The organism is Nocardia anocheti, from assembly GCF_029675105.1.
Classification (GTDB): domain Bacteria; phylum Actinomycetota; class Actinomycetes; order Mycobacteriales; family Mycobacteriaceae; genus Nocardia.
Window position 1 is genome coordinate 224,762 of sequence record NZ_JAQQFV010000010.1, and the last position, 23,505, is coordinate 248,266.

Annotated in this window: 24 protein-coding genes and 3 riboswitches; of the genes, 13 read left to right on the plus strand and 11 right to left on the minus strand. The window is 71.1% G+C overall.

All coding sequences use genetic code 11. From position 1 onward, the window contains the following. Positions 1–2: 2 nt before the first annotated feature. Positions 3–644: a DUF4097 family beta strand repeat-containing protein gene (locus QC180_RS25750; RefSeq protein ID WP_278265396.1), complete on the minus strand. Its 642-nt coding sequence runs from the start codon at positions 642–644 to the stop codon at positions 3–5. A 129-nt stretch (positions 645–773) separates the two neighbouring features. On the opposite strand from QC180_RS25750, the gene QC180_RS25755 reads away from it, so the two are divergent. Beyond that, a complete protein-coding gene (locus QC180_RS25755) occupies positions 774–3,899 on the plus strand; it encodes an ATP-binding protein (protein WP_278265397.1) in 3,126 nt (1,041 codons plus the stop codon). 132 nt (positions 3,900–4,031) lie between these two features. On the opposite strand, the gene QC180_RS25760 is transcribed toward QC180_RS25755, so the two are convergent. Both QC180_RS25760 and QC180_RS25765 read right to left on the minus strand, forming a co-directional pair. After that, entirely contained in the window at positions 4,032–4,739 is a 708-nt protein-coding gene (locus QC180_RS25760) for a cutinase family protein (protein ID WP_278265398.1), read from the minus strand. A gap of 32 nt (positions 4,740–4,771) precedes the next feature. Next, on the minus strand, positions 4,772–5,311 hold the full coding sequence (locus tag QC180_RS25765; RefSeq protein WP_278265399.1) for a nitroreductase/quinone reductase family protein: 540 nt from the start codon (positions 5,309–5,311) through the stop codon (positions 4,772–4,774). Between the two features lie 191 nt (positions 5,312–5,502). On the opposite strand from QC180_RS25765, the gene QC180_RS25770 reads away from it, so the two are divergent. The 5 genes from QC180_RS25770 to QC180_RS25790 all read left to right on the plus strand — a co-directional run bounded on the left by QC180_RS25770 (position 5,503) and on the right by QC180_RS25790 (position 10,824). After that, entirely contained in the window at positions 5,503–6,585 is a 1,083-nt protein-coding gene (locus QC180_RS25770) for a mechanosensitive ion channel family protein (RefSeq protein WP_278265400.1), read from the plus strand. Positions 6,586–6,640: 55 nt separating this feature from the next. Beyond that, positions 6,641–7,108: a CinA family protein gene (locus QC180_RS25775; protein ID WP_278265401.1), complete on the plus strand. Its 468-nt coding sequence runs from the start codon at positions 6,641–6,643 to the stop codon at positions 7,106–7,108. Positions 7,109–7,256: 148 nt separating this feature from the next. After that, positions 7,257–7,760 (plus strand): 2Fe-2S iron-sulfur cluster-binding protein, encoded by a 504-nt coding sequence (locus QC180_RS25780; protein ID WP_278265402.1) that lies wholly within the window; start codon positions 7,257–7,259, stop codon positions 7,758–7,760. Beyond that, positions 7,757–8,749, plus strand: coding sequence for an FAD binding domain-containing protein (locus QC180_RS25785; protein ID WP_278265403.1), 993 nt, complete (start codon positions 7,757–7,759; stop codon positions 8,747–8,749). The genes QC180_RS25780 and QC180_RS25785 overlap by 4 nt, the downstream gene beginning before the upstream one ends. Further along, positions 8,746–10,824: a xanthine dehydrogenase family protein molybdopterin-binding subunit gene (locus QC180_RS25790; protein ID WP_278265404.1), complete on the plus strand. Its 2,079-nt coding sequence runs from the start codon at positions 8,746–8,748 to the stop codon at positions 10,822–10,824. The genes QC180_RS25785 and QC180_RS25790 overlap by 4 nt, the downstream gene beginning before the upstream one ends. Positions 10,825–10,899: 75 nt before the next feature. Here QC180_RS25790 and QC180_RS25795 read toward each other — a convergent pair whose 3' ends face one another. Then, the gene (locus tag QC180_RS25795) at positions 10,900–11,319 is read right to left on the minus strand and encodes an Hsp20/alpha crystallin family protein (RefSeq protein WP_278265405.1); all 420 of its coding nucleotides are present in this window, start codon (positions 11,317–11,319) and stop codon (positions 10,900–10,902) included. 157 nt (positions 11,320–11,476) lie between these two features. Between QC180_RS25795 and QC180_RS25800 the strand changes: the two genes are divergently transcribed. The 5 genes from QC180_RS25800 to QC180_RS25820 all read left to right on the plus strand — a co-directional run bounded on the left by QC180_RS25800 (position 11,477) and on the right by QC180_RS25820 (position 14,529). Then, positions 11,477–11,788, plus strand: coding sequence for a MerR family transcriptional regulator (locus QC180_RS25800; protein ID WP_278265425.1), 312 nt, complete (start codon positions 11,477–11,479; stop codon positions 11,786–11,788). 74 nt (positions 11,789–11,862) lie between these two features. Further along, positions 11,863–12,150 (plus strand): plasmid stabilization protein, encoded by a 288-nt coding sequence (locus QC180_RS25805; RefSeq protein WP_278265406.1) that lies wholly within the window; start codon positions 11,863–11,865, stop codon positions 12,148–12,150. A gap of 21 nt (positions 12,151–12,171) precedes the next feature. Then, positions 12,172–13,131, plus strand: a complete 960-nt coding sequence (locus QC180_RS25810; protein ID WP_278265407.1) for a TIGR03557 family F420-dependent LLM class oxidoreductase — start codon at positions 12,172–12,174, stop codon at positions 13,129–13,131. 13 nt (positions 13,132–13,144) lie between these two features. Next, positions 13,145–13,921 carry a DUF72 domain-containing protein gene (locus QC180_RS25815; RefSeq protein WP_278265408.1) on the plus strand — a complete coding sequence of 259 codons (777 nt, stop codon included), beginning with the start codon at positions 13,145–13,147 and terminating at the stop codon, positions 13,919–13,921. Then, positions 13,915–14,529 carry a UdgX family uracil-DNA binding protein gene (locus tag QC180_RS25820; protein ID WP_474646538.1) on the plus strand — a complete coding sequence of 205 codons (615 nt, stop codon included), beginning with the start codon at positions 13,915–13,917 and terminating at the stop codon, positions 14,527–14,529. The genes QC180_RS25815 and QC180_RS25820 overlap by 7 nt, the downstream gene beginning before the upstream one ends. Before the next feature lie 38 nt (positions 14,530–14,567). On the opposite strand, the gene QC180_RS25825 is transcribed toward QC180_RS25820, so the two are convergent. Continuing rightward, positions 14,568–14,990: a MarR family winged helix-turn-helix transcriptional regulator gene (locus QC180_RS25825; protein WP_278265410.1), complete on the minus strand. Its 423-nt coding sequence runs from the start codon at positions 14,988–14,990 to the stop codon at positions 14,568–14,570. A 105-nt stretch (positions 14,991–15,095) separates the two neighbouring features. Here QC180_RS25825 and QC180_RS25830 point away from each other — a divergent pair, with 105 nt between their 5' ends. Beyond that, positions 15,096–16,217, plus strand: a complete 1,122-nt coding sequence (locus QC180_RS25830) for an NADH:flavin oxidoreductase (protein ID WP_278265411.1) — start codon at positions 15,096–15,098, stop codon at positions 16,215–16,217. A gap of 19 nt (positions 16,218–16,236) precedes the next feature. Here QC180_RS25830 and QC180_RS25835 read toward each other — a convergent pair whose 3' ends face one another. Then, a complete protein-coding gene (locus QC180_RS25835) occupies positions 16,237–16,791 on the minus strand; it encodes a type 1 glutamine amidotransferase domain-containing protein (RefSeq protein ID WP_278265412.1) in 555 nt (184 codons plus the stop codon). Between the two features lie 146 nt (positions 16,792–16,937). Between QC180_RS25835 and QC180_RS25840 the strand changes: the two genes are divergently transcribed. Further along, a complete protein-coding gene (locus QC180_RS25840; RefSeq protein WP_278265413.1) occupies positions 16,938–17,165 on the plus strand; it encodes a DUF6480 family protein in 228 nt (75 codons plus the stop codon). A 5-nt stretch (positions 17,166–17,170) separates the two neighbouring features. Here QC180_RS25840 and QC180_RS25845 read toward each other — a convergent pair whose 3' ends face one another. From QC180_RS25845 to QC180_RS25865, 5 genes are all read right to left on the minus strand, one after another. Beyond that, positions 17,171–17,998, minus strand: a complete 828-nt coding sequence (locus tag QC180_RS25845; RefSeq protein WP_278265414.1) for an ABC transporter ATP-binding protein — start codon at positions 17,996–17,998, stop codon at positions 17,171–17,173. Next, positions 17,995–18,996, minus strand: a complete 1,002-nt coding sequence (locus QC180_RS25850) for a FecCD family ABC transporter permease (protein ID WP_278265426.1) — start codon at positions 18,994–18,996, stop codon at positions 17,995–17,997. Before QC180_RS25850 ends, QC180_RS25845 begins: the two co-directional genes overlap by 4 nt. A gap of 32 nt (positions 18,997–19,028) precedes the next feature. Continuing rightward, a complete protein-coding gene (locus QC180_RS25855) occupies positions 19,029–20,063 on the minus strand; it encodes an ABC transporter substrate-binding protein (protein ID WP_278265415.1) in 1,035 nt (344 codons plus the stop codon). A 13-nt stretch (positions 20,064–20,076) separates the two neighbouring features. Beyond that, a riboswitch (adenosylcobalamin (AdoCbl) riboswitch) is annotated at positions 20,077–20,225 on the minus strand. Between the two features lie 11 nt (positions 20,226–20,236). Further along, a complete protein-coding gene (locus tag QC180_RS25860) occupies positions 20,237–21,304 on the minus strand; it encodes an ABC transporter substrate-binding protein (RefSeq protein WP_278265416.1) in 1,068 nt (355 codons plus the stop codon). After that, positions 21,301–22,638, minus strand: coding sequence for a hypothetical protein (locus QC180_RS25865; RefSeq protein WP_278265417.1), 1,338 nt, complete (start codon positions 22,636–22,638; stop codon positions 21,301–21,303). Before QC180_RS25865 ends, QC180_RS25860 begins: the two co-directional genes overlap by 4 nt. 142 nt (positions 22,639–22,780) lie before the next feature. Next, a riboswitch (cobalamin riboswitch) is annotated at positions 22,781–22,987 on the minus strand. Positions 22,988–23,174: 187 nt separating this feature from the next. Then, a riboswitch (cobalamin riboswitch) is annotated at positions 23,175–23,371 on the plus strand. Positions 23,372–23,505: the final 134 nt, after the last annotated feature.

Here is a 23,505-nt window from a genome sequence, read left to right on the forward strand (position 1 = left end):
GGTCAGGCGGCGGTCGTGTGCCGGATGACGATGTCGCCCAGGGAATTCCGCGCGTACACCGCGACGGTGTCGGCGGTCTCGGTGGCGTCGACGGGCACCATCCGGTTGCGCACGGCGCCCAGCAGCGCCGTGGTCTCGAGCCGGACCGCGCTGCCGGGATGGACGCCCACCTCCAGTTCGCCGAGCGAGGTCTCCAACCGGAATTCGCCCCGGGTCGCCTCGCCGACGCGGATATCGCCCTTGGCGGTCTTCGCGGTCACCGACTCGCGCGGGTGTTCGATCGTGATGTCACCCAGCGACACCGTGAGATCGCAGCGCCCGATCTCCCCGGCGACCAGCACCCGCCCGACACCGGTGGTGCTGGTCAGCGTGGAGCCCGCGGGTACTTCGACGCGCACGACGATGGTCGGGTTGCCGCCGAACGGAGTGTTGGTGCGCCACGACTTGGGGGTCGTCACGCGCAGGGCGCCGTCGGTGCAGTCGACCGTGGTGTTCTCGGCGGCCCGGACGTCGGCCTTGGAGGACGGGTCGGCGGGCTGGACGACCACCACGCTGTCGGTGCGGTCGGTCGCGACGACGATGAGATCGCCGGACATCAGCTCGACGGTGACATCGATGGGTCGCGGGGTCTGGAAGGTGGACACGGTGGGCTCCTCGCTGGTCGGTGTTCGTTGCTGGAACCACTGTCGCGCCCCCGGCTGACATGTCCCTGACACCGCGCTGACGCCCGGCCGACATCCACCGTCGCCGGGCCGACCGGGCACAATGGGCCCGTGCAGATCGGGATGCTCGGACCGTTGGAAGTCCGTACGGACGACGGCGGATCGACGCAGATACCGGGCGCCCGCGTCCAGGCACTGCTGATCGCGCTCGCCCTCGAACCGGGCCGCGCGGTGCCCAAGACCACCCTGATCGACTGGATCTGGGGCGAACAACCACCCGCCGACGCCGCGAATGCCTTGCAGGCGTTGGTTTCCCGAGCCCGTCGCGTGCTGCCCGCCGACTCCCTCGACGCGCACGCGGGCGGCTACCGCCTGCTGGTGGACCCCGACGCGGTCGACGCCGTGCGATTCGAACGACTCCTGGACCGCGCCCGCGGCGGCGACGACACCCAGCGGACCCGACTGCTGCGCGAGGCCCTCCGGCTGTGGCGGGGCACGCCACTGCAGGACCTCGGCGACACCGCCGTCCCGGTGATCGCCCGTTTCGAGGGAATGCGCCTGGCCGCGCTGGAGGACCTGTACGAGGCCGAGATCCGGCTGGATCGCGGCCCGGAACTGGTCACCGAACTCACCGATCTGGTCGCCCGGCACCCCCTGCGTGAACGGCTCGCCGCGTCGCTCATGCGCGCCCTGGCGGCAGCGGGCCGGGGTGCCGAGGCGTTGACCGTCTACCAGCGCATTCGTGAGGAACTCGCCGACGAACTCGGCGCCGACCCCGCCCCGGAACTGTCCGCCCTGCACGTCGCGCTGCTGCGGGGCGAGGTCGGGGCCCGCGACCAACAGCCCACCACCAACCTGCGGGCCGAACTGAGCAGTTTCGTCGGCAAGCACACCGAGATCGCCGTGGTCCGCGAACTGCTCGCCGCGCACCGGCTCACGACGCTGACCGGACCGGGCGGCTCGGGCAAGACCCGGCTGGCGGTCGAATCCGCGCGCACCATGCTCGACGACCTGCCCGACGGTGCCTGGCTGATCGAACTGGCCGGAACCGACAGCGGCACCGACCCCGCACACCTGGCGCTGACCGCGCTGGGTCTGCGCGACGCCCTGCTGGGCAGCCCCGCGCGCACCGACCCGATGGACCGGCTGATCGCGGCCCTGCGCGACCGCGAAACCCTGCTCGTCCTCGACAACTGCGAACACGTCATCGAATCGGCGGCGGCCTTCGCCCATCGCGTGCTCGGCGAATGCCTCCGGGTGCGCATCCTCGCCACGAGTCGCGAACCGCTCGGGATCACCGGGGAGGCGCTGTGGCAGGTCGAGCCGCTGACCCTGCCCGCCGATGGCGCCACGCCCGCGCAGATCGAGTCCGCACCGGCCGTCGCGCTGCTGGGTGACCGTGCCCGCGCGGTCCGCCCCGATCTCCCCGGCGATCCGGACAGCCTGGCCACCATGGCCCGCATCTGCCGGGCGCTCGACGGCATTCCGCTGGCGATCGAACTGGCCGCGGCCCGGCTGCGCACCCTGTCCCTCGACCAGCTCGCACACCGCCTCGACGACCGCTTCCGGCTGCTCACCGGCGGCAGCCGGACCGCCATCGCCCACCACCGCACCCTGCGCGCGGTGGTCGACTGGAGTTGGGAGCTGCTCGGCGAACCGGAACGGCGGGTGCTGCGCAGGCTCGCGGTGTTCTCCGGTGGCGCGAGTCTGGAAGCGGCGGAACGGGTCTGCGCGGGGGAGGACATCGACCCGTGGGACGTGCTCGAACTCCTCACGGCCCTCACCGACAAGTCATTGCTGCAAGCCACTACCGACGGCAGCCCGCGGTTCCGTCTGCTCGAGACCATCAAGCGCTACGCCACCGACCGGCTCGCCGAATCCGGGGAAGACGAGGCCGTTCGTCGCGCGCACCTGGCCTACGTCACCGACCTGGCCGCCACCGCCGAACCCCACCTGCGCCGCGCCGACCAACTGGAATGGCTCGCCGTGCTCGCCACCGAACACGACAACCTCACCGCCGCGATGCGAGGCGCGCTGGCCGCCGAGGACGCGGCGGGCGCGATGCGGCTGGCCGCGGCCGCGGGCTGGTACTGGTGGCTGGCGGGCCACAAGGGCGAGGGCACCGAACTGGTCATCGCGGCCGCTGCACTGCCCGGTGAGGTCGACGACGAGACCAGGGCGCTGGTCTACGGGCTGATCGTGCATTTCGTCACCTCGGGCCGCAGTGACGAACAGCAGGTCGCCGCATGGATCCGCGCCGCCCGCCGATTCGGTCGCGACGCCACCGGCGGCCACCCGGCCCTGCGCTTCACCGTCGCCCTGGAACGGATGCTGCACGGCCCCACGGAATTCCTGCCCGCCTTCGAGACGCTGCTGGCCGACGACGACCCCTGGGTGCGCGCGCTGGCCCGCCTGCAACTGGGCAAACTGCGCACCATCCTCGGGCGGCCCGGCCCCGAACCGGACGAATACCTGGCCGCGGCCCTGTCCGAGTTCCGGGCGCTCGGCGAACGCTGGGGCATGTCGTTCGCCCTCACCGAACTCGCCAACCGCACGGCTCTACGCGGCGAATTCGCCCACGCCATCGCACTTTTCGACGAAGCCATCGCCGTGGTCACCGAGGTGGGCGCCGACGAGGACGTGGTCGGCATGCGCGCCCGCCAAGCGCAGCTGTATCACCTGCTCGACGACCCCGCCGCCAGCGCGGCCGCCCTCGCCGACGCCCACCGCGTCGCCGACCAGAACGGCTGGCCCACCGCCAGGGCCGAAGTCGCCCTCACCCGGGCCGAACTCGCCCGCTGGAACCACGACACCGCGCTGGCCCACCAGCAGATCACCCTCGCCCGCACCCTGCTCGGCCCCGATGCCGACCAACCGGTCCTGCGAGCCATGACCCACACCCAACTCGGCTACCTCGCCACCGACCTCCCCACCGCCCACACCCACCACGCCACCGCCTTCACCGCCGCCTCCACCGCAGGCCACGCACCCCTTCTGGCCACGGTCCTCGTCGGCCTGGCCGACCTGGCCCTCCGTCACCACCACCCCGACAAGGCCACCCACCTCCTCGCCGCCAGCACCACCACCCGAGGCTGCCCCGACCACGCCAACCCCGACGCGACCAGAATCGAACAGCAAGCTCGAACCCTCCTCGGCGACAAGGACTTCACCACAGCCCTCCACCTCGGCTCCACCACCGACCCCACAGCCCTGGCGGCGGTCACCCTCGCCTTGTGACCCCGGGTCGTAGCAGGGGCTCTCGGGCCGGGCTCCTCATGGACTCGTCATGGCGCGACTCACCCTGCCGAACCCGGGATCGTCAGATGCCGGTGTGCCCTGATTTGAGCGGGGTCACACGGACGGCTGCTGTCAGCCGAGTTCTTCGGCGACGAAGTGGGCGGCCTCGTCGCGGCTTCCGTTGACGAAGTAGAGGAAGTGGCCGTAGCTGAGGGCGTTGCCGAAGCCCGCGGCGGGGTCGCCGCCCGCGCAGACGCGGTCGCCGGAGCTGCAATAGTCGTGGAGGCGGTCGGCGAATTCGGCCAGGGCGCCGGTGGGGAGGGGGCCGGTGCCGGAGAGGGCGGGGTCGGCGGTGCCGCGGTTGTAGGGTTCGGCGCCGTTGCGGACCGGGTTGCCGAACAGGGCGATCGCGTCGATGCGGGCGGCGGCCTGGTCGGTGAGGGCGGTGCGCGCGGCGAGGGTGTTGCTGATGACGCGGGCGCCCTGCGAGTAGCCGAGCAGGACGAGCTGCTGGTCGGGGCAGGCGGCGGCGGTGGCATTGAGCAGCGCCGTGAGGTTCTCGACGCCGCGCACGGAGCTGTCGGGACTCATCGAGGCGGGGTATTCGAGCTCACCGACGGTGGCGGTGCGGCCCGACTCCCGGGCTATCCGCTGGCCCAGGGGAGTGAGCAGCAGGCTGCCCGACTGCGGTTCGAGCGTGCCGCGCACGGTGACGACCCGGAGCTGCGCGCACTCCCCGGAACTCGCGGCGGGCTCGGCGGCCGCGCTCGGGAGGGCGGGCAGTGCCAGTGCCGCGGCGGAGACGACGGCGGACAGCAGGATTCGGGATCGTGCGCGCATGCGCTCACTGTAATGCGTGAGCCCGCGCGAAATCAGTCCAGATCGATGGCGACCGCGCGGCCGGTCCGGAACCAGTAGTCGTGCAACTCCCGGATCTTCGCGCGCGACGGCAGCCCGCGCAGATGCACGAGGCATTCGCCGATACCGAGCGGAACCACGGTGTCGCACAGCAGGGTTCGCGCCGTGGCCGCTTCGTCGGGATCGGTGATCTCCCTGGCGGTGCCCTGATGGACGCCGTCGGGCAACCGTAGGGCCACCGCCGGGTCGGCGCGGATATTGAGCAGCCAGGCATTGACGGCACCGGGTCGCTCGATGGTGATGTTCGGCGGCATCAGCTGCACCAGATAGGCGCGGTCACCCGCACGCAGCACGCGCACGCATTTCGGTCGCGGCTCGCCGGTCTTGCGGCCGGTGGTGGTGAGCACGCCGTAGCCGCGCGGCACCCGCAGCCGGAACAGCGGCCGCATGGCGTCGCTGAGCAGTTTGCCGTGCCGCGCGGAACGGATCAGCCGACCGTGCTTGCCGATGGCCTCCCGCGCGGCCGCGCGCCGGGCGAGATCTGCGTCGTCCATCTCTCCATGATGCGCCCGGTGCGGGGCAATGGGATCGTCATGTCGGGACCGCGCGTCGAGTGGGTATGCGACCGACGACAGCTCATCCATCGAGAAGCGCCACCGCGCGCGGGAGTGCCTCGGACCGTGGGCGTCGGAACAGACGGCGGCACAGCGGGTCCGGGGGAGACAAGCGAGAGGAGTTCGATCTCGTGGAGAACATCGTTCGGCCGTTGATCGTCGTGCTCGTCACGATGGCGATCACGATGCTGGCGGGACTGCTGGTCGACCGGGGCCTGCGTTTCGCCGCGCGTCGCAGGCCCGACACCCACATGCCGATGCTGCTACGCCGCACCCAGCTGCCGTTGCAGGTGCTGCTCGCCACGCTGGCCCTGCATCTGGCCTATCCGCTGGCGGAGCTGGACCTGCGTCAGGACGTGGTGATCCGCAATGTGCTGGCCACCGCCGCACTGCTGGCGGCGGCCTGGCTGGTGGTCCGGCTCGCCGACGCGGTCGCGGAGAACCTGCTGCGCCGCTACGCCGAGCGCACCAGCGACACCTCCCGGGTGCGTCAGCTGCGCACCCAGCTGGGACTCGTGCGCCGCGTCATCACCTCGGTGCTGGTCGTGACCACCGCGGCGGTGGCGATCCTGCTGCTGTTCCCGAGCCTGCGCACCCTGGGCACCTCGATGCTGGCCTCGGCCGGTGTCATCGGCATCATCGCCGGTGTCGCCGCCCAGTCCACGCTGAGCAATCTCATGGCGGGACTGCAGATCGCCTTCGGCGACTCGGTGAAGATCGGCGACACCGTGGTGGTGGAAGGCGAATGGGGGACCGTCGAGGAGATCACCCTGGCCTTCCTCACCGTGCGGATCTGGGACGACCGACGGCTCACCATGCCGGTCTCCTACTTCAACAGCAAGCCCTACGAGAACTGGTCGCGCGGTGGACCGCAGGTCACCGGGACCGTCCTGCTGCATCTGGACCACAGCACGCCGGTTCCCGTGCTGCGCGAACATCTGCACGAGTACCTGCGCGGCAGGTCCGAATGGGACCGCCGCACCTGGAGTCTGCTGGTCACCGACAGCACCCCGGTGAACATCGTCGTGCGCGCGGCCATGTCGACCTCCAACGCCGACGACGCGTGGACCCTGCGCTGCGCGGTCCGCGAGGAACTGCTGGACTGGCTCGCCCGCAACCACCCCAACGCCCTGCCGAAGATCCCCACCTCGATCATCGGCGGCGACCGCGACAGCGCGGTGGCCCCCGAGCGCGAGGAGGTCGGCGCGCGGTGACCGCGCGGCGCCCGGCAACGGATACGGTGCTGCGAGGAGACCGAAGGGAGACGGGATGACCACCGCGTCCGAAGTCGGCGACTTCGCCGAGCGTCACGGCCTGACCCTGGCGGTCGCCGAATCGCTGACCGGCGGCACTCTCGCCGCCGCCCTCAGCGCCGCACCCGACTCGGCCCAGTGGTTCCGCGGCGGGGTGGTCGCCTACTCCGTGCTGGTCAAACAGCAGGTCCTGGGCGTGCCGGAGGTGCCGGTGGTGTCCGAGACCGCCGCGCTCGCGATGGCCACGGGTGTGCGGGAGCTGACCGACGCCGATGTCGCCGTCGCGACCACCGGCGTCGGCGGGCCCGGCCCCGAGGACGGCGAACCGGCCGGATCGGTCTGGTGCGCCGTCGCCACCCGCGACGCCGCGTGGGCGGTGCACCGCGATTTCGACGGCGATCCCGAGGCGGTGCTGGCCCAGTCGGTGGACTGCGCGCTCGCACTGCTGCACGAGGGTCAGAAGCGCGTCGTGTCCGGCCGGTAGTCCGGCGGTTCCGCCACCTCGCCACGCTGCGTTGGTAGCGTGGCGGAGGTGTGCGGCGCACACCGCGCACGGGAACGCTGGTGGCAGGCCGGAGACGGCGGGCCGCGTTGGTCGATGGAATCGATGTCCCCGGACGAGAGGCCGTTCGATGCGCGCACAGATCAGCTTGACCGTCGACGGGCAACCCAGGGCGGTCGAGGTCGACACCCGGACCACCCTGCTCGACGTACTGCGCGAGCAGCTCGCGATCACCACCCCGAAGAAGGGCTGCGATCACGGGCAGTGCGGGTCGTGCACGGTACTGCTGGACGGCCGCCGGGCCACCCTGTGCCTGGCACTGGCCGTCGCTCACGACGGCGCCACCATCCTCACCGCCGACGGACTCGCCGACGGCGACGACCTGCACCCCGTCCAACAGGCGTTCCTCGCCCACGACGGCTTCCAGTGCGGCTACTGCACGCCGGGCCAGATCTGCTCGGCCGTCGGCATGCTCGAGGAGGTGAAGGCGGGCGCGCCGAGCCTGGTCACCGACGACGCGGCGGGCGGGATCACCCTCGACGCCGAGGAGATCCGGGAGCGGATGAGCGGTAATCTGTGCCGCTGCGGCGCCTACCCGAACATCGTCGCCGCGATCCAGGAGGCGGGCCGATGAGGGAGTTCGCCTACGAGCGCGCCACCGACGCGGCCGCCGCGGTGGGCACCGTGCGCGCCGACCCGGACGCCGTATTCCTCGGTGCCGGAACCAATCTCGTCGACCACCTCAAACTCGGGATCACCGCGCCCGGACGACTGGTGGACGTCAGCAGGCTTCCCTTCGACGAGGTGAGCGAGCGCCCCGACGGCACCGTGCGCGTCGGCTCGGCCGTGCGCAATGCCGACCTGGCCGCCCACCCGCTCATCCGCGCCCGCTACCCGATGCTCTCGGCCGCCCTGCTCGCGGGCGCCTCACCCCAGCTCCGCAATCTCGCCACCACCGGCGGCAACCTGCTGCAACGCACGCGCTGCGCCTACTTCCAGGACCCGACCGTGCCGTGCAACAAGCGCGAGCCGGGCAGCGGATGCGCGGCGATCGGCGGTTTCGACCGGGAACACGCCATCTTCGGCGCGTCGCCGGACTGTATCGCCACCCATCCCTCGGACATGGCGGTAGCGATGGCCGCGCTCGGCGCCACGGTCCGCGTCCTCGGCGCCGACGGCGAACGCGCGATCCCGGTGGTGGACCTGCATCGCCTACCCGGCACCGAACCCGAGCGCGACACCGTGCTCGACCACGGCGATCTGATCACCGCCGTCGACCTGCCCGTCCTCGCCTGGGCGACCCGCTCGACCTATCGCAAGGTGCGCGATCGCGCGTCCTACGCGTTCGCGTTGGTCTCGGTCGCCGCAGCCCTCGACCTCGACGACGGTGTCGTACGCGCCGCGCGGATCGCCTTCGGCGGCGTCGCGCACAAACCGTGGCGTGCCTTCGCCGCCGAAGACGCGCTGCGCGGCGCACCCGCCACCGAACAGAGCTTCCTCGCCGCCGCCGACGCCGAACTGGCCGCCGCGCGACCACAGCGCCAGAACGCCTTCAAGATCCCCCTCGCCAGAGCGGTCCTGGTGGCGACCCTGCGTGACCTGGCCGGGCGGGAGGCACGATGACCGTCCAGCCCCGAGCCATGGGCACCTCGCCCACCCGCCTCGACGGACCGGCCAAACTCCGCGGCCGCGCGCCCTACGCCATGGAACACCCGCAACGAGATCCCCTGCACGCCTTCCCGATCCAGGCCACGATCGTCCATGGTCGCGTGCGCGAGATCGATCCGAGCGAGGCCGAGCGCATGGACGGCGTCGTCGCCGTGCTCACCCAGCACAATGCCGCCCGGCTGGTCTCCGACGACGACCAGGAACTGTTCATCCTGCAGAACGGCGACATCGCCTTCCGCAACCAGCTCATCGGCGCGGTCGTGGCGACCAGTCCCGAGATCGCCCGTGAGGCCGCCTCGCGGGTGCGGGTGACCTACGACGAGCAACCCGCCGACCTCGCCTTCGGCACCGACCGCGACGACCTCTACCGGCCCGACGACGTGAGCGGCGGTTTCGCCTCCGACACCTCCATCGGCGACGTGGACACCGCGCTGGCCCAGGCGCCGGTCACCGTCGACCACACCTATACGACCCCGATGGTCCACAACAATCCGATGGAACCGCACGCCACCATCGCGCAGTGGACCGGCGACACTCTCACCCTGTTCGACTCCACTCAGGGCCCGCACGTGGTCCGCGCCACGATCGCGTCGCTGTTCGGGCTCGAACCCGAACAGGTGCGGGTCGTCGCGCCCTATGTCGGTGGCGGTTTCGGGTCGAAGGGCGAACCGCACGCCAATATCGTGCTCGCCGCGATGGCCGCGAAACTCGTCGACGGCAGGCCGGTGAAACTGCCGCTGACCCGCCAGCAGCTGTACTCGCTGGCCGGGTACCGCACACCCACCATCCAGCGGGTGCGGCTCGGCGCGCACCGCGACGGCACACTCACCGCGATCGCGCACGAGGTGCTCGAACAGACCTCCACGGTCAAGGAATTCGCCGAGCAGACCGCGATCGGCACCCGGATCATGTACTCCGCGGCGAACCGGGCCACCTCCCATCGCCTCGCGCCCCTGCACGTGCCGGTGTCGTCGTGGATGCGGGCGCCGGGCCACTGCCCGGGCATGTACGCGGCCGAGACCGCCCTGGACGAACTCGCCGTCGCCCTCGGCATGGACCCCATCGCGCTGCGCATCCACAACGAACCCGAGGTCGACCCGGAATCGGGGCGCCCGTTCTCCAGCCGTGGTCTGGTCGAATGTCTGCGCACCGGCGCCGAGCGTTTCGGCTGGGCCGACCGCGACCCGACGCCGCGCTCCCGACGGGAAGGACGCTGGCTGGTCGGCACCGGAGTCGCGGCCGCGACCTATCCGGCCGACGTGTCCGCGGGCAACAGCGCCAGGGTCCGCTGGACCGGCGACCGCTACGAAGTCGCCATCGACGCCATGGACATCGGCACCGGCACCTGGACCACGCTCGGCCAGATCGCCGCCGACGCACTCGACGTCGACCAGGACCGGATCGCGTTGCGCATCGGTGATTCCCGCCTGCCCACCGGGACCGTCGCCGGTGGTTCCACGGGCATGGCCTCCTGGGGATCGGCCGTGGTCGCGGCCGCGCGAGCCTTCCGAGACCAACACGGGACCACGCCCGCCGAGGGCGCGGAGGTCACCGTGGAAGCCTCCGAAGGCCCAGCGCGCGAACAGTATTCGACCCACGCCTTCGGTGCGCACTTCGCCGAGGTCAGGGTCGATGTCGACACCGCCGAGATCCGCGTGCCACGGATGGTCGGGGTCTTCGCCGCGGGCCGCATCATCAATCCGCTCACCGCGCGCTCCCAGTTCCTCGGCGGGATCACCATGGGCGTGTCGATGGCACTGTTCGAGGAGAGCCAGTTCGACACGCGGTTCGGGCAGGTGGTCAACCACGATCTCGCGGGCTACCACATCCCGGTCAACGCCGATATCGGCGAGATCGACGTGAGCTGGATCGACGAACACGATCCACACGTCAACCCGATGGGCAGCAAGGGCATCGGCGAGATCGGCATCGTCGGCTCCGCCGCCGCGGTCGGCAACGCGATCCACCACGCCACCGGGGTGCGCGTGCGCGACCTACCGATCCGCGTCGACGATTTGCTCGGGCGATGAGCGGGCGGGCATACACCCGCCCGCCCACTCGTCACCTGTCCTGAAGACGCAGCCGCGTGTCGACAGGACCTGCGATCACACGCTGATGGCCTGCTGTTCGCGCGGCCGCGAGATCTCGATCTTGCGGGGCTTGGCCTTCTCCGCGACCGGAATCGACAGTCGCAGGACGCCGTCGTAGTAGTCGGCGCGGATGCGGTCGGTGTCGAGGTTGTCGCCGAGGAACAGTTGGCGGCTGAACACGCCGCGAGGACGTTCGGCCGCGATCATCGACCGCTCGGCGTCGAGGGCGGGTCGCGCCGCGCGTACGGTCACCACGTTGCGTTCGACATCCAGGTCCAGGGAGTCGGGGTCGATACCCGGCAGATCGAATTCGACGACGAAGTCGTCACCGTCACGCCAGGCATCCATCGGCATCGCCGCGGGCCGGGCCGCGGTGCCGAAGACCTGCTGGGTGAACCGGTCCAGCTCACGGAAAGGATCGGTGCGCATCAACATGGTCGCCACCTCCACTCACTCCAATCTCGATAGCGTTGTCATCAGGTTATCTCTGGCACCTGACATAGATATTATTTAGCACTCTCGGTAGGTGAGTGCAAGGTCTGGCAGCAGTTAATCTGGAGATGTACGCGGTGATGACGAGGTGAGGACTTCCATGGCGCTGGAGTGGGAAGGTCTGCCCACGGCCGGGCAGGCGGTGTACGCGATCTCGGTGGCCGCCGAGTTGGCCGGAGTGGGCGTGCAGACGCTGCGCCTCTACGAGCAGCACGGGCTCATCACCCCGGCGCGCAGCACCGGCGGCACCCGCCGCTACAGCGGTGACGACCTGGCCCGGCTGCATCGCATCACCAGCTTGACCAGTGAGGGCGTCACCCTGAACACCGTCGCCCGCATCCTCGAACTCGAGGACACCGTGGCGCGGCTGACCGCCGAACGTGATCGGTTACGCGCCGGTCTGCGGGACTGACCAGGCGCTGTTTCCCCGACGACCACGCGGGTATGGCGCCAACAGAATGTCCGCCGGACCAGGAGGTGCAGGTCATGCCCCAGCAGACGTGGAGTGCCAAGCGTGAACGGCAGTACCAGGACATCAAGAAGTCCGAGCGCGCACGTGGCCGCAGCGAGAAGCGGGCCGAGGAGATCGCCGCGGCCACGGTGAACAAGACTCGGTCCCAGCACGGGGAGACCAAGAGCAAGCGCGGCGGTCAGCGGGCCCAGGGCAGTGGCAAGACCCGCGACGAGCTCTACGCGGAGGCGCGCAAGCGCAATATCGACGGCCGCTCGAAGATGAACAAGCAGGAACTGGCCCACGCCCTCGGTCGCGCCTGACCCACTGCGAAAGGGTTCGCCATGCAGATCGGTTTCAAATTGGCGGCCGAGGCCTTCGGTCCCCACGAACTGGTGCGCCAGGCCGTGCGGGCCGAAGCGGTCGGCTTCGATTTCGTCGAGATGAGCGACCACTTCCACCCGTGGCTCGACAACCAGAACCACTCGCCGTTCGCGTGGACCGTGCTCGGCGCGATCGCGGCGCGCACCGAGCGGATCGGGCTGGCCACCGGCGTGACCTGTCCGATGATCCGCTACCACCCCGCGATCATCGCCCAGGCCGCCGCCACCACCGCACTGCTGTCCGACGGGCGCTTCACCCTCGGCATCGGGTCGGGGGAGCGGCTCAACGAGCACATCGTCGGCGGCGACTTCCCGCCGGTGCGGGTGCGACAGCGGATGCTGCGCGAGGCGCTCGAGATCATCCGGTTGCTCTGGCGCGGCGGCTATCGCAGCTACGACGGGCGATATCTGTCGCTGTCGGACGCGCGGGTGTTCGACCTGCCCGAGACACCGCCGCCGATCGCGGTCGCGGCGGGCGGTCCGCGCGCGGCCGAACTCGCCGCCGAACTCGGTGACGGCTTGTTCGCGACCGAACCGAAACCCGAACTCGTCGAAGCCTTCCAGCAGGCGGGCGGCGAGGGACCGCGCTACCTCGAGGTGGGTGTCGCCTTCGCCGAGGACGAGCGCACCGGCGCCGAGGCCGCGCTGTCGACGAACCGGTGGTCGGTCGGCGGCTGGAAGGTGATGAGCGAATTGCCCAATCCGGCCAACTTCGCCGCCGCGACCACCACCGTACGCGCGGAGGACATGCTCGAGGCGATGATCTGCGGCAACTACCCCAAGCGCTATGTCGACGCCGTGCGCGAGGCGGTCGAGGCCGGATACGACCGCGTGGTGCTGATGAACGCGGGCCCCGACATGGACGCGTTCCTCGATTTCTACGACAGCGAGCTGAACGAGTTGCTGCGCGCGCAGGTCTGAGGAGGCGGTCGCGATGGTGATGCGCGTCGGCACGTCCGGCTGGCAGTACCGGGATTGGCGCGGGGTGCTGTATCCGCCGGACGTGCCGGTGCGGCGCTGGCTCGAGCACTACGCGCGGGCCTTCGCGACCGTCGAATCGAACAATGCCTTCTACCGGCTGCCGAGCCGCGAGACGTTCGCGGCGTGGCGGGAGCGCACCGGCGACGACTTCGTGGTCGCGGTGAAGGCCAGCCGGTATCTCACCCACATCAAGCGCCTGCGCGACCCCGACGAGCCGGTCGCGCGCCTGCTCGACCGGGCCGAGGGTCTCGGTGACCGGCTCGGGCCGATCCTCCTCCAGCTCCCGCCCACCCTGCGGGCCGACGCGGACCTGCTCGACGCCTGCCTGCGCTGTTTCCCCGCCTCGACGCGGGTGGCGGTCGAACCCCGGCACGAGTCGTGGTGGACCGACGAGATCCGCGCGGTCCTGGAAACGGGCGGGGCCGCCCTGGCCTGGGCCGACCGCGATTCCCGGCCGGTCACGCCGCTGTGGCGCACCACCGACTGGGCCTACCTGCGCCTGCACGCCGGGCGCGCCGCACCCGCACCGCACTACGGGCGGCAGGCGTTGAAGACCTGGGTGGGCCGACTGCACGACGCCTTTCCCGCGCGGGCCGACAGCTACGTCTACTTCAACAACGACCACGGCGTCGCGGCCGTGCGCGACGCGATCACCTTCGCCCACCTGGCCGACCACGCCGGTGCCGCGGTGACCCGGGTGCCCGAGCTGTCCGAGGCGGTGGCATCGTGACGACCTATCCCGGTGCGGCCGAATACATTCCGGACACCGACGACCTGGACACCGTCCGCACGGCCGCGGACCGCTGCCACGGCTGCGACCTCTACCGCGACGCCACCCAGACCGTCTTCGGTGACGGCGCCGCCCACGCGCACACCGTCCTCATCGGCGAACAACCCGGCAACGACGAGGATCTCGACGGCCACCCCTTCGTCGGCCCGGCGGGTCGCCTGCTCGACCGCGCCCTCGACGACCTCGGCGTCGACCGCGACACGCTGTATCTCACCAACGCGGTCAAGCACTTCCGCTTCGAACAGCGCGGCAAACGCCGCATCCACCAGCAGCCGCGCCGCACCGAGATCGTCGCCTGCGCGCCCTGGCTGAACACCGAACTCGACCTGGTCGCCCCCGAATTGGTGATCTGCCTCGGTGCCATCGCCACCCACGCCGTCCTCGGCCCGAAAGCCAAGGTCACCGAGCTGCGTGGCCACGTCGTCGACGACGATCCCTTCCGTGTCGGCGTCACCGTCCACCCGTCCGCCGTCCTGCGCGCGCCGGACCGGACCGAGGCATACTCCGCCTTCGTCGACGACCTGCGAACGCTGTTCCGAGCGGGCTGATCCGCTCGGCGAGCGGCAATTGGAGTGGAACCTCTGGGTCAACTGAGGAAGACGCGCTTCAGCAGCGCGCGCAGCTGCTCGCGCTCCTGCTCGTCCAGGCGGTCCAGACCGGTGCTGGTGACGTGCATCTTCGCGCGGATGGCGTCGGCGACGCGCTCGCCCTCGGGCGTGATGACGAGGGTGGTCACCCGGCGGTCGGTGGCGCTGGTCTCGCGGCGGACCAGGCCGCGCTTCTCCAGGCGATTGATGATGCCGGTGACATTGGACGCGTCGCAGGCCATCCGCTCGGCCAGCGCGCGCATGGCGACGGGACCACGGCGCAGCACCGTGAGGGTCTTGCCCTGGCTGGCGGTCAGGTTCTCGCTCGCCGCGGCCACGGTGAAATCGCCGTAGTAGACACCCAGCGACACCGACAGCAACTCCATGAGCTGGTCTTTCCCGGTCGGGGTCACGGCGGTCATATGACCACTCTATCCGCAGAAACTTGACTATCTCAAATATCTACGCCTAGCGTTGCTTGAAGTTCTCAACCTTCGACATTCTCAAGTAGCTATCAGGAGCAGCCAGTGATCGTCACCGACACCTCGCGCACGGCCGAGGTCCTGTCGCGGCCCGTCGACATCAACGGACTGACCGTCCCGAACCGCATCGTGATGGCGCCGATGACGCGGATGTTCTCGCCCGACGGCATCCCCGGCGACGATGTGCGCTCGTACTACGCGCGTCGCGCGGCGGCGGGCGTGGGCCTGATCGTCACCGAGGGCACCTATGTCGGCCACGACTCGGCCGGTCAGAGCGACCGGGTGCCGCGCTTCCACGGCGAGGACCAGCTGGCAGGCTGGGCGAAGGTTGCCGCCGACGTGCACGCGGCGGGCGGCACCATCGTGCCGCAACTGTGGCACATCGGCATGGTCCGCAAGCAGGGCGAACCGCCCGTCGCCGACGCACCCGCGGTCGGTCCGTCCGGCATCCGCGTCGACGGGACCGAGGGCACCGGCAAGGCGATGACCAGCGCCGATCTCGACGATGTCATCGGCGCCTTCGCCGATGCCGCCGCGGCCGCCGAGCGCATCGGCTTCGACGGTGTCGAACTGCACGGCGCCCACGGCTACCTGCTCGACCAGTTCCTGTGGTCGCGCACCAACCGCCGCGAGGACTCCTACGGCGGCGACCCCGTGGCCCGCACCCGATTCGCGGCCGAGATCGTCGCCGCGGTCCGCGCCGTCGTCTCGCCCACCTTCCCGGTGATCTTCCGCTACTCGCAGTGGAAGCAGGAGGCCTACGACGCGCGCCTGGCCGAGACGCCGCAGGACCTCGAGGCCATCCTGGCCCCGCTCGCCGCCGCGGGCGTCGACGCCTTCCACGCCTCCACCCGCCGCTACTGGCTGCCCGAATTCGAGGGTTCGGACCTGAATCTGGCCGGATGGACCAAGAAGCTCACCGGCAAGCCCACCATCACCGTCGGCTCGGTCGGCCTCGACGGCGATTTCCTGCGCGCCTTCGCGGGCCACGGTGCCGAACTCGGCAGCATCGACAACCTCCTCGACCGCATGGAACGCGACGAATTCGACCTCGTCGCCATCGGCCGCGCCCTCCTCCAGGACCCCGACTGGGCGGCCAAACTCCTCACCGGCCGCCTCGACGAAGTCCGCCCCTACGACGCCGCCGCCCTGAAAACCCTGAGCTGAGGCCGGAATCCGCGGTCGGTCAGTGGCGGCCCTCGGCGAATTCCTCGACGATCTTCGCGCAGAAGGCGGGGAGGTCGTCGGGGTTGCGGCTGGAGACCAGGCCGTTGTCGGTGACGACCTCCTGGTCGACGACCGTGCCGCCCGCGTTGCGGATGTCGGTGCGGACGCTGGGGTAGGAGGTGAGGGTGCGGCCGCGTACGGCGTCGGCTTCGACCAGGGTCCACGGGCCGTGGCAGATCACGCCGATGGGCTTGCCGGTGGCGACGAATTCCTTGACGAAACCGACGGCGGCCGGGTCCTGGCGCAGTTTGTCGGGGTTGGTGGTGCCGCCGGGGAGCAGCAGGGCGTCGTAGTCGTCGGGGCTGGCCTGGCCGACGACCTGGTCGACCGGGAAGGTGTCGCCGGGTTCGACGTCGTGGTTCATGGCCTGGATCGAACCGGATCGCAGCGACAGCAGCTCGGTGGTCGCACCGGCCTGCTCGACCGCGCTGCGCGGCTGGACGAGCTCGACCTGTTCCACACCGTCGGTGGCCAGGATGGCGACGGTCTTTCCGGACAGCGGGTGCTGGGGCATGGCATTCCTCCTCGGTCGGGGTCTGCGAGGCGCATACCCGCTCCCGGCCGCCGAAACAGCGCGGGGTCGCGCGGGTGATTGAGGATCGGGGGCCCGGGTAGGGCGAGAGGGAGACCGCTTCTCAGCGATGGAAGGAAGGTGGACTCATGTCGTCGATGGATCCCGATCCCACCCGGATTCCCGATCTCGAGCCCGGAGGTGGGGTGGCGCCCGGGGCCACGCCACCGGAGACGGCGCAGACCTCCGGACTGTCCGCGCCCGAACCCCGGACGAGTCACCGGTTCCCGCCCACCGGCATCGGCGCCATCGCCGTGGTGGTGCTGCTCATGGCGGTGTTGATCGCGGCCGCGATCGGTGTGCTCGCCGCGCTGTGACGGATCTACCGCTGACCGGCCTCGGGTTCGGTGTCGGCGGTGAAGTCCGATCGGTCGGGTCCGCCGGGCCGATCGGGCCGGAAGGAGACGACCGGGTAGCCGTGCTCCGGATCGGCGGTGATCTGGGCGCGGACCCGGTAGACCCGCTCGACCAGCTCGGCGGTGATCACCTCGGCGGGCGTGCCCAGCGCGACGACGCGGCCGCCGTCGAGGATCAGCAGCCGGTCGCAGAACATGGCGGCCAGGTTGAGATCGTGCAGGGCGATGTAGCTGGTGACCGGCAGGGCCGCGACCAGGGCGAGGATGTCGAGCTGGTGGCGGATGTCGAGATGGTTGGTCGGTTCGTCGAGCAGCAGTTCGCGGGGGCGTTGGGCCAGCGCGCGGGCGATCTGGGTGCGCTGACGCTCACCGCCCGAGAGGGTGTGCCAGCGATCGCCCGCCTTGTGGGTCATCCCGGTGTGGGCGAGGGCCTCGCGGACCGCCTCGGCATCGGCGCCCGCGTCACCGCCGAAGACGCCACGATGCGGGATGCGGCCCAGGGAGACCACGTCCTCGACGGTGATGTCGACTTCGGTGTCGGCGTGCTGGTCGACGACCGCGATCCGGCGGGCGATCCGGTTGCGGCGCAGGGTGGTCAGGTCGACGTCGTCGAGCAGCACCCGGCCGCTGTCGGGACGGCCGATACCGCTGAGCAGCCGTAACAGTGACGATTTGCCGGAACCGTTGGGCCCGAGCAGGCCGATCGTCTCGCCCGCGACCGGCTCGACGGTGATGCCGTCGAGGATCAGCTGACCGCCGCGCGTCCAGCGCAGTTTCTCCGAGCGCAGGGTCATGCCATCGCCCGATTCCGCAGCAGCAGCGCGATGAAGGCGGGCACCCCGATGAGCGCGGTCGCCACGCCGACGGGAATCTCGGTGGGCGCGAACACCGTGCGCGCCACCACATCGACCCACACGGTGAACACCGCGCCCGCGACCACGGCCGCGGGCAGCAGCCTGCTGTGTCGAGGGCCCACCACGAAGCGTGCCGCGTGCGGCAGGACCAGTCCGACGAAACCGATCGCCCCGGCCGCGCTGACCAGGGCCGCGGTCGTCAGCGCGGTGACGGCGAGCAGCAGCGCGCGGGTGGCCCGCACCGGGATGCCCAGCGCGGCCGCCGAGGCGGCACCGAAGGTGAACGCGTCCAGCGCGGCCGCGCGACCGAGACAGAGCACCAGACCGACCGCGGTCACCGAGGCGCACACGGCCACATCGGCCCAGTCCGCGCCCGCGAGCGAACCCAGCAGCCAGAACAGCACGCCACGGGTCTGTTCGGCGTCGGCGCTGGAGACCACGATGAACGAGGTGAGCGCCGAGAACAGCTGTGTCCCGGCCACGCCCGCCAGCACGATGCGCGCGGTGCCGCCGCCCGCCGCCGCGGCCAGCACCAGGACCAGCGCGAACGCGGCCACCGCGCCGCCGAACGCCCCGGCGGCCAGCGAGATCGAGCCAGCGCCGAGCCCGAGCACCGCGACCAGCACGGCCCCGGTCGAGGCGCCCGAGGAGATGCCGAGCACGAACGGGTCGGCGAGCGGATTGCGCAGCACCGATTGCAGGATGGTCCCGCACAGCGCCAGCCCCGCACCGCACACGGCGGCCAGCAGGGTCCGGGGCAGCCGCAGCTCCCACACGATGCCGTCCTTGATCCGGCTCACCCCGGACTCACCGAAGCCCAGATGCTCGCCGACCACCGCGTAGACCTCACCGACCGACAGATTCGCCGGGCCGATGGTCAACGCGATCGCGATCGAGAACACCAGCAGCACACAGCCCGCCACCAGCGCGAGCGCCATGACGGCGGTGCCGCGCCGGGGTGCGAGGCCGGTCAGCGGACCGGTCCCCACTGCGCCAGCGCCGCGGCGAGCTTCTCCACGCCGTCCACGGTGCGCAACGACGGGTTGAGGTCGGCGCCGTTGACCACGACGAAGCGCCCCTCCCGCACAGCGGTCAGCTGCGAGGTCACCGGGTGGGATTTCAGGAAGGCGATCTTGCTGTCGAGGGCGTCGCCCTCGATGGTGCGCCTGCTCAGATCGGCCAGTACCAGCACCGAGGGATCGCGGTCGGCGACGGCTTCCCAGCTCACCTGCGGCCACTCGTCGGTGGTGTCGGCGAAGATGTTCCGGGCGCCGACCGCGGCGGTGATGATGCCCGAGGAACCGCAGCATCCGGCCATGTACGGGGTGTTCAGGTCGGAGAACCAGTAGGCGATGGAGGTGTCGGGGTGCGCGCCCGCGGTGGCAGCGGCCGCGGCGAGTCGCTGCTGCAGCGAGGCGACCAGCGCCTCCCCACGGTCGGCGACGTCGAAGATCGCGGCCAGCTGCCGGATCTCGGTGTAGACCGAGTCGATGCGCAGCGGTTCGGTGCGGGCGCCGTCGGAGTTGACGCTCACCGCCGACTTGCCGTCGCAATCGGTGGGCGAGAGATAGGTGGGCACGCCGAGCTGCTCGAACCGGTCGCGGTCGGCGACCCCGCCGGGGCCCAGGGTGCCGCCGAAGGACGCGGAGACGAAGTCCGGTTCGGCGTCGAGTACCACCTCGAGGGAGGGCTTGTTGTCGGCAAGTCGCGGCACGGTGGCATTGGCCTCGGCCAGGTCGGCGCGCACCGGGTCGGTCCAGGTGGCGGTGCCGACGAGGCGATCGGCCAGGCCGAGCGAGAGCAGGATCTCGGTGGAACCCTGATTCAGCGAGACCGCCCGTTGCGGGGGCGCGTCGATCGTCACCGAGCGCCCGCAGTTCTGCAGGGTCAGCGGGAATCCGTCGGTGCTGGCGGTGGTGTCGCCGCCGGGGTCGGCCGACCCGCAGCCCGCTACCGCCAGGGTGAGAACGGAGATGGCACGCAGGTGCCGGAAAGCCAGGCGCATCGCGCGTGAACTCCTTCGTCAGGGCTCGACCGCGGAGCCTCGAAACACGTGCTGCGGCGAACGTCGAGTGATCGGGCTTCGGCCCGCGCGGGCCGTTACCGTTGCGCGTCAGCCCCGGATTCGCACCGGAGTTCCCTCGACATTCGCCGTGCGGATGGTACCCGGGCGCCGGGTCAGCGGGTCGCCGCGAGACCGGCGGCGAGTTTCTCGATCGCGTCGATCTCGCGGATGCCGGGGTCGAGTTCGGAGCCGGTCATCACGACATAGCGCTTGTCGCGGACCGCCCGCATGCGGCTGGTCGCCGGATTCGATTCCAGGAAGGCCATTTTGGTGGCGAGCGCGTCACCGTCGACCCGCTGACGGCTCAGATCGGCCAGCACCAGGACCTCGGGATCGGCGGCGACGACCGCCTCCCAGTTGATCTCGGGCCAGTCCTCGCGCTGGTCGGCGAAGACATTGCGGGCACCCACCTCGGTGGCGTACAGGCCGGGGGCCGAGCAGCAGCCCGCCATGTACGGGGTCTTGATGCCGGAGAACCAGAACGCCACGGTCGGCGCGGGTGCGGCGGGCGGCGTCGCGGTGGCCGCCGCGAGTCGTGCCTTCAACTCGTCGACCAGCTGGGCGCCGCGGTCCTGCACGTCGAAGATGCGGGCCAGCTCGGTGATCTCCTGGAAGAGGGTGTCGATGGTCAGCGGCGCCGTGCGGGTGACGGTCTCGCCCTCGACCGTCGCGCCCGTGCACACCGACGGCGACTGGTAGGTGGGCACGCCGAGCTGGGCGAAGCGCGAGCGTTCGGCCACGATCGCGGGGGTGAAGGTGTGCGCGCTGGCCGAGGTCACCAGGTCGGGTTCGGTGGCGAGCACGGTCTCGAGCGAGGGGTCGTTGTCGGCGAGACGGGGGACCTTCGCGTTGTCGGCGGCCAGGGCGGGCAGGACCGGGTCGAACCAGGTGGAGGTCCCGACCATCCGGTCGGCCAGCCCGAGCGAGAGCAGGATCTCCGCGGACGCCTGATACAGCGACACCGCCCTGGTCGGCGCCTTGTCGAAGGTGACCCGCACCCCGCAGTTGTCGAGGGTGAACGGATAGCTGGTCCGGCCCGGCGCGCTCGCGGTCGTCTCGGTCCCGGCGTCGGGGGAGTCGGTGCCGCCGCAGGCGGTCAGTCCGGCCACCAGCGCGCCGACCGTGCTCAGCGCGGCCAGCACGCGGCGCGTACGCGCCGTCGGATTCACGCGGACGATCATGCTCGGCTGACCTCGTTTCGGATGCCCGGCGTGCTGTGCCCGGGAGCGGTGACCGCGGGCCGGGTGGCCGCGCGGAACGGGATCGGCGGACGCACACAGTGCGCGCCGGAGGACTGGACCCAGCCGTGTTCGGTGTGGCCGGTGGGTGGGGCGTCGTCGTGCGGGTGGGCCAGGCGCGCCCGCAGGGCCGCGCGGGCGGCGCGGAGTTCGGGGGCCACCGATTCCGTCCCCTTAGCCAGGGCACCGGCCAGGATGCCGACTTCGGTGACCTTCTCCGCGCCGAAGGCCAGCCACGAGCGCAGCCGCGCGTCGAGGGTGGCTTCCGGGGCCAGCGAGTACGGGACGTGCAGCAGCGAACAGGAGCTCGACACCGCCACCGAGCCCGCACTGCCCAGCAGCGAACCCAGGGTGCTCAGCGCGGCGTCGAGATCGGTGCGCCAGACGTCACGGCCGTCGACCACCCCGGCCACCAGCAGTTTGCGGGTGAGCGCGGGCACCGAGGCCACCGCCTCGAGGGTCGTGCCCGCGGTGAAGTCGAGCGCGACACCGTCGATGCCCATGTCGGCCAGCGCGGCCAGCGCGGCGCCGGGTCGCCCGAAGGGCACGGCGACGAGCAGCGCGGGCCGATGGGGTGCGCTGGCCAGGGCGGCGTAGGTGGTGCGCAGGTGCGCGATCTCGCGCACGGTGAGCTCGGTGCCCAGGATCGGTTCGTCGAGCTGGACCCAGCTCGCGCCCGCGTCGGCCAGTGCGACGAGCAGTTCCCGATAGCGGGGGATCAGCTCGGCGAGCCGGTCGAGCGCCTCGCCCTCGCGGTGGCGCGCGAGCTTCAGGAAGGTCAGCGGGCCGATCACGACGGGCCGGGCGGGGACACCGAGGTCGATGGCCTCGGCCACCTCGGCGAGCAGCGCCTCGGCGTGCAGGGTGAACCGGGTGTCGGCGTCGATCTCGGGGACGAGGTGGTGGTAGTCGGTCCCGAACCACGCTGCCTGCTCGAGCGGCGCGAGGGTGGCGGTGCCGCGGGCGGCGGCGAAATAGCGGTCCAGCGGGTCGGCGATGTCGTGGACCCGGGACGGCAGGGCGCCGAAGAGGGCGGCGGTGTCGAGCATCTGATCGTGGTAGGAGAAGGTGCCGACCGGGATCGAGTCCAGGCCCGCCGCGGCCAGCACGCTCAGATGCGCCAGCCGCAGCTCGCGGGCCGCACTGTGCAGGCGGTCGGCGTCGATGGCGCCGGTCAGATAGTCCTCGACGGCGTGGCGCAGTTCCCGGTTCGGCCCGATCCGGGGCAGGCCGAGAACGGTCGCGGTGAACGGAGTGGGCGGGACTGCCACGATCATCGTCTCCAGTGCGGGGCGGACGGCCGCCGACCTGTCCGGGCAGCGTCGTCCACCGACCACCGGGAGCTCGACGAGACGTCGTCGGGGCGGGTCGGAGAAGCGGTCGCGCGCCCGGTCCACGAGGCGGTGGCCGCCGGACACGGCGTGTCCGGCACAGCGGGCAGGTCTTCGGACTCGCGGGCACCGGCCTGACTCGGCCGACCTACTGGCCGTCGCTTCCCGGGCGGCTACCCAGTGCGTGTTGACGGCGGTCGTTCCCGCTCACCGCTGCGGGACAGTCCCGGATTCCCACCGGGTTCCCTCTCGCCGACGGCCGGAGGTCCGGCACGCCGGTTTCGACACGATCACCGCGGGTCGGGGGACCGGCCCGCGCTGGTGACCGTGAACCAGCTGCGCGCTCATGATAGTCCCGCGCGGACCGGACCCGTGGGGTATCCCGGCCCGGGCGGCCGGTCGCCGGGCCGGGCACCGTATGCTGTCCCGGCAGCTGGTTCGCCGGTGGCGAGGACGACGGGAGCCCCCGCGCCGCCGCCGGTGTCGACACCTGGCGCAACGCACGTTGCGCGGTGAAGAGGGAACCCGGTGGAATTCCGGGACTGTCCCGCAGCGGTGAGCAGGAACGAAAGCCGTCATTCGCACTGGACTCATGTCCGGGAAGCGACGGCCGGTAGGTCGGCGCCCAGGGGCTCCGGTGCTTGCGAGTCCGAAGACCTGCCGCTGTACCGGACACGCCGTGTCCGGTGGTCGTCGCCTCGTGGATCGACGCGCCGCTTCGGTATGCGCGCGAAAAGGGTGGCGGCTGCTCTCGCCCGCAAGCCAAGGGAGTTCCGCTGTGGTCGCCTCCACCAGTGCCCAGTCCGTCAATGT